Origin of the sequence: Methylophaga sp. UBA1464 (assembly GCF_002325665.1) — a bacterium.
Lineage (GTDB): Bacteria > Pseudomonadota > Gammaproteobacteria > Nitrosococcales > Methylophagaceae > Methylophaga.
This window is the reverse complement of record NZ_DCSO01000038.1, coordinates 1-4966: the sequence shown is the minus strand read 5'-3', so window position 1 is coordinate 4966 and position 4966 is coordinate 1. Positions and strand designations below refer to the sequence as shown.

6 protein-coding genes and 1 pseudogene are annotated in these 4966 nt (G+C 46.4%); all 7 read right to left on the bottom strand.

The genetic code is table 11. From position 1 onward, the window contains the following. On the bottom strand, positions 1 to 685 hold a 685-nt coding region (locus B3O33_RS03870), incomplete at its 3' end, for an ABC transporter ATP-binding protein (protein WP_292362986.1). A gap of 411 nt (positions 686 to 1096) precedes the next feature. Next, positions 1097 to 2290: a pyrroloquinoline quinone biosynthesis protein PqqE gene (pqqE, locus tag B3O33_RS03865; protein WP_292362105.1), complete on the bottom strand. Its 1194-nt coding sequence runs from the start codon at positions 2288 to 2290 to the stop codon at positions 1097 to 1099. Further along, positions 2262 to 2546 (bottom strand): pyrroloquinoline quinone biosynthesis peptide chaperone PqqD, encoded by a 285-nt coding sequence (gene pqqD, locus B3O33_RS03860; protein ID WP_292362104.1) that lies wholly within the window; start codon positions 2544 to 2546, stop codon positions 2262 to 2264. Before pqqD ends, pqqE begins: the two co-directional genes overlap by 29 nt. Continuing rightward, on the bottom strand, positions 2543 to 3271 hold the full coding sequence (pqqC, locus tag B3O33_RS03855; protein WP_292362103.1) for a pyrroloquinoline-quinone synthase PqqC: 729 nt from the start codon (positions 3269 to 3271) through the stop codon (positions 2543 to 2545). The genes pqqD and pqqC overlap by 4 nt, the downstream gene beginning before the upstream one ends. A 20-nt stretch (positions 3272 to 3291) precedes the next feature. After that, complete coding sequence (pqqB, locus tag B3O33_RS03850; RefSeq protein WP_292362102.1) at positions 3292 to 4206, bottom strand: pyrroloquinoline quinone biosynthesis protein PqqB; 915 nt, start codon at positions 4204 to 4206, stop codon at positions 3292 to 3294. Between the two features lie 139 nt (positions 4207 to 4345). Next, a complete protein-coding gene (gene pqqA / locus B3O33_RS03845) occupies positions 4346 to 4417 on the bottom strand; it encodes a pyrroloquinoline quinone precursor peptide PqqA (protein ID WP_081443609.1) in 72 nt (23 codons plus the stop codon). A gap of 267 nt (positions 4418 to 4684) precedes the next feature. Continuing rightward, positions 4685 to 4966, bottom strand: a pseudogene (locus B3O33_RS03840) (PQQ-dependent dehydrogenase, methanol/ethanol family); the annotation flags it as partial.

Sequence of the window (4966 nt, the reverse complement as noted above, 5' to 3'; positions counted from 1 at the left end):
GTCGCATCAAATCTGTCGGTTTTCCCCCTTTTTGCAACACACCGCGCTGGATAAAATCCACGTGATCACAGGCCACAGCTTCTTCAAGATAATGCGTTGTGAGGAAGACTGTCATACCATGATCACGACGCAACTGCTCGACAAAACGCCAGATAGATCGTCGATTGGGTAAATCCAGGCCAATGGTCGGTTCGTCAAGAAATAGTACCTGGGGTTGATGCAATACGCCGCGGGCAATATCCACTGCCCGGCGTTGGCCTCCTGAAAGCGCCAGCAGTTTGGTATTACGCCGACTTCCAAGATTAAATACGGCTAATAATTCTTCGATACGTTCATTGGCTTGTTTTTTGGACATACCATAGAGTGCGGCAGCAAATTGCAGATTTTCGTCGACTGTCATCGTGCGATCCAAAGCCGAATCCTGAAACACCAGACCGACCGAACGGCGTATTGCCACTGGATCTGCCAATATGGATTGATTAACAATCCAGGCCTCACCCGCAGTAGGCGAAGTCATGGTGGTGAGCATATGAATAGTAGTGCTTTTGCCGGCGCCATTGGGGCCTAGCAGTCCGTAGCATTGGCCCGCTTTAACATGAAGATCCAGTCCATTTACCACAACGGCCTGACCATATCGCTTGGTCAGGCCGCTGGTCTTAATTGTTAGGGTCTGTTGATCTTTCATAGCCGCCTCTGTTGTGATTTAAAAAAACGCCACACAAGGCGTGAGCAATGTAGTTTGTGAGTTTCATCCATATATCTCTACCCTTTAGGGCTTAAGCTCAAAAAACGTTTAGCTCCATGAATGGAGTGATCGCACCGGTGCATCCTTGCACATCGTATGCAAAAGCAATGTCCGGAAAATTGCTTGTTCTGACGCTTTTGTAGTTATTCTAAATGAAAGACGAGTAAAGCTCCCGCGTACTGCCCCACGCCCCCTGACCTAACATCCATGCAGGCCACAAAGGCTGGGACACATTCCGACCACCTGCGTTGTAAATGATTTATGCAGAACCACTACATCACATTATCAACACCTTGTTGGAGGAAAAGCTCTTCCAGTAGTGGCGGCTATGAAACACCAATAGATATTTGCTCAGAACCCACTGATTTGTTTCGAGTTTTTCGGATTACGGAATACTAATGGTTTGGCAACTTCTGTTGGTTTTTCAGACTCCCTGCGACCCCGTTCAATCGCTTCATCGACCACATGACGATCAGGTGATTTGCTGCAAACCGGATCTGCCATGGCGGGATCGCCGGTCAGCATATACGCCTGACAACGACAGCCACCAAAGTCTTTTACTTTCTCATCACAGCTGCGGCAAGGCTCTTTCATCCAGTCAAAACCACGGAAGCGATTAAAGTCGTTTGAATCTTCCCAAATTTCCTTCACACTGGTATCGCGAACATTTGGCAAAGTCATGCCGGGTAATTCGCGGGCAGCATGACATGGTAAGGCCGTGCCATCCGGGGTAACGGTCAGGAACACATTGCCCCAGCCATTCATGCAGGCTTTTGGACGATCTTCATAATAGTCAGGAACGACATAGTAGATCTTCATATTGCCTTTTTGCTGTTCCTGGTACTCATGGGCAATACGTTCAGCTCTGACCAGCTGCTCTTTCAACGGCAATAGTTGATCACGATTATGCATCGCCCAACCATAATATTGCGTCGTGGCCAGCTCGACATAATCGGCATCCAGATTAATCGCCAGATCGAGGATTTCGTCGATTTTGTCGATATTCTGCCGATGCGTAACAAAACACAGCACCATCGGATAACCAGCGGCTTTAACCGCTTTGGCCATTTCAATTTTGTGTTGAAAGGCATCTGTCCCTGCAATCAGGTTATTGAGATCCTCTGAGCTCGCTTGGAAACTGACTTGAATATGATCCAGACCGGCTTCTTTAAAGGCTTTTGCCTTACTGGCATCCAAACCGATACCTGAAGTAATCAGGTTGGTATAGAAACCTAAATCACGTGCAGCTCGGATTAGCTCGATAATATCGGGACGAACCAAAGGCTCGCCACCCGACAATCCCAGCTGTGTTGCGCCCATTGCCCGGGCTTGTTTAAATACATCAATCCATTCCTCGGTGGTCAATTCGCTTTTGATTTTGGCGAAATCCATCGGGTTGGAACAATACGGACATTGCAATGGACAAGCATAGGTCAGCTCTGCCAATAGCCATAAAGGCTGCCGGATAGCATCACGTACATTCATCCCCAGAGCACCACCGGTGCTGCCGGGCGCTTTATTCTGCTCTGATCCAGTCGTTGCCATGTGCTTCCTCCAAAAACTGATAGACGTCATCGTCTAAATCTGCGCCATCGAATGCGACTTTTAGTTCTGCAATCAATTCGCTAACGGTTTGTTTCTTTTCACTTATACGCTTCAAAATTTCGCCAGCAGCAGGATTTAGTTTGACCATGCCTTCGGGATACAACAAAACATAACAATCCTGCATGGGCTCCCATTGAAAGCGGTAACCTAATGCCAGTACCGGCACACTGTCTGCGTTAAATACGCGCTCTGTCATTTTTCAACATCCATACAATAAGGTGGGCGATCTTCAATATACGCCATCCACATTGCATCCAGCATGGTCCACAAGATATCCAGCTTGAACTGCAACAGATCCAGTGCACGCTGTTGTTTCTCGCGTGTATCACAATAATCCAGCGTGATCTGCAAGCCATGTTCAACATCACGCCGCGCTTCGCTTAAGCGTTTGCGGAAATAACGATAGCCACGCTCATCAATCCATGGATATAGTTCAGGCCAGTTATCCAGACGCGCCTGATGAATTTTCGGGGCAAACAACTCGGTTAATGAAGAGCCTGCGGCTTCCTGCCATGGTGCCCGACGGGCAAAATTGACATAGGCATCAATCGCAAAGCGCACACCGGGTAATACATGTTCATACGATGTCAGTTCCTGACGTGTCAGACCTACCGCTTCACCCAGTTGTAACCAGGCTTCGATACCACCTTCCTGACCTTCAAAACCATCGTGATCCAGAATGCGTTGTACCCAGTGTTTACGTACCTCGGCATCTTCACAGTTGGCCATAATCGCCGCATCCTTAATAGGAATCGCAGTTTGGTAATAAAAACGGTTTGCCACCCAACCCTGAACCTGTTTCTGATTCAGTTTTCCCGTATGCATCAATTTATGAAACGGATGATTGATGTGATAAAACTGCTCTTTATCACGCAGCTTTTGTTCGAATTCTTCTTTTGACCAAGGTGTGTTGTCAGCCATCGTTTGCCCTTTCCCGATTGTTATAGCTCAATATCCATACCGTCGTATGCCAACTCGATTCCTGCGTTGTTGAGCACCTGACGTTCTGCCGATTCTTCATTAAGGATCGGGTTGGTATTATTAATATGAATCAAAATCTTGCGCGGACGTTCCATCGAATTTAAAAAACTGATGGTGCCGCCCTCTTCCGACTGATTAATATGGCCCATTTCCTGAGCCCGTTTATCACTGATGCCTTCTTTTGACATCTCGTCATCGGTCCATACCGTGCCATCCACCAGAACTACATCGGCATTACGCATAAATTCGAGTACATGATCTTCGACCACGCCCAAACCCGGCGCATAAAACACATTCTTACCCGTACGGCTATCTTCAACACGAATACCGACATTGTCACCTGGCACCGTATTGTGGCGATGAGGTGAATACGGTGGTGCTTCGCTTTTTAATGGCACAGCGGTAAATATAAGGCCCGGTGCTGCCGGGATGGTAAATGACTGTAAATCAGTTTTGATTTCATGCCAGTTGATGCCACGGAAATGGCCGAGAATATTAAATACCGGAAAGCCCGTAGTCAGGTCGCTGTGTACGGCTTCAGTACAGTAGATATCCCATGGTTTATTATGCTCGCGCAGAGTCAGCAATCCCGTAACATGATCAATTTGTGCATCAGTGATCAGAATGGCTTTGATAGCGGTGTCACGAACTTCTCTGGCTGGTTGTAACGCCGGGAAATCATCCATTTGTTTCTTGATATCCGGTGATGCATTAAACAGAATCCAATCAATACCATCGGAACTTATCGCGATCGAGGACTGTGTACGTGGGCTCGCTTTTACTGTTCCTTCTCGCACGCCCTTACAGTTATTGCAGTTGCAATTCCATTGTGGAAAGCCTCCGCCGGCGCCTGAACCCATGACATGTATGTGCATATTTCTCTTTCCTGTCGACTCTTTAGCAAATCACACTGATTTATTATGAATTAATCATAGTAACGTAAAGCAGTCTGATTTGCTGGCCGGTTGAAGATGCCCGGAGCATTTGCTCCGGACACATATCCGAACGTTAAAATTAACGGTTGCAGATATACATGGTGACTTCAAAACCGAAACGCATGTCTGAATATTCTGGTTTAGTCCACATAATAATTTCCTCTCTATAGGTTATTTATAACGCCGTCTGAACTATTCAGACGGTATGTGAATATTACGGCGAAGTAAGATAAGTAGCGTCAGCAATTAACGCCTTGGTGTTCAGGATTTTCCTGAATGGGTATCAGGAAAAATAGCCTGATTTAATGTTATGAAATTATTTAAATTAAGCAAAAAAAAAACCCGACATCAATGATGCCGGGTTCTTAATTTTACTTAACTGTCTATTTATTAACTATAGACTTTATCTTTAGCTGTATTACAGGCTAAATACGCTCAGAACACCACCCAGGTTAGTCCAGCTAGACAGTGCTTTGTAAGCACCAACTGCACCAAGACCGTCTGAGTCATTTTCCAAACTTGGGATAGCCATACCGATACCAGCCCAACCACCTACACCAGACAGGATAGAAATATACTGTTTGTTGTTGTGTTTGTAGGTGTTGACGTTACCGATGATGCCTGATGGAGTTTTGAATCTCCACAGTTCACGGCCAGATTGCGCATCAACTGCTTTTAGGTAACCTTCCAGTGTGCCGTA

Bases quoted from the DNA above. Each gene is read 5' to 3' on its own strand.
- pqqE (WP_292362105.1), bottom strand. From the start codon at position 2,290: ATGGCAACGACTGGATCAGAGCAGAATAAAGCGCCCGGCAGCACCGGT.
- pqqD (WP_292362104.1), bottom strand. From the start codon at position 2,546: ATGACAGAGCGCGTATTTAACGCAGACAGTGTGCCGGTACTGGCATTA.
- pqqC (WP_292362103.1), bottom strand. From the start codon at position 3,271: ATGGCTGACAACACACCTTGGTCAAAAGAAGAATTCGAACAAAAGCTG.
- pqqB (WP_292362102.1), bottom strand. From the start codon at position 4,206: ATGCACATACATGTCATGGGTTCAGGCGCCGGCGGAGGCTTTCCACAA.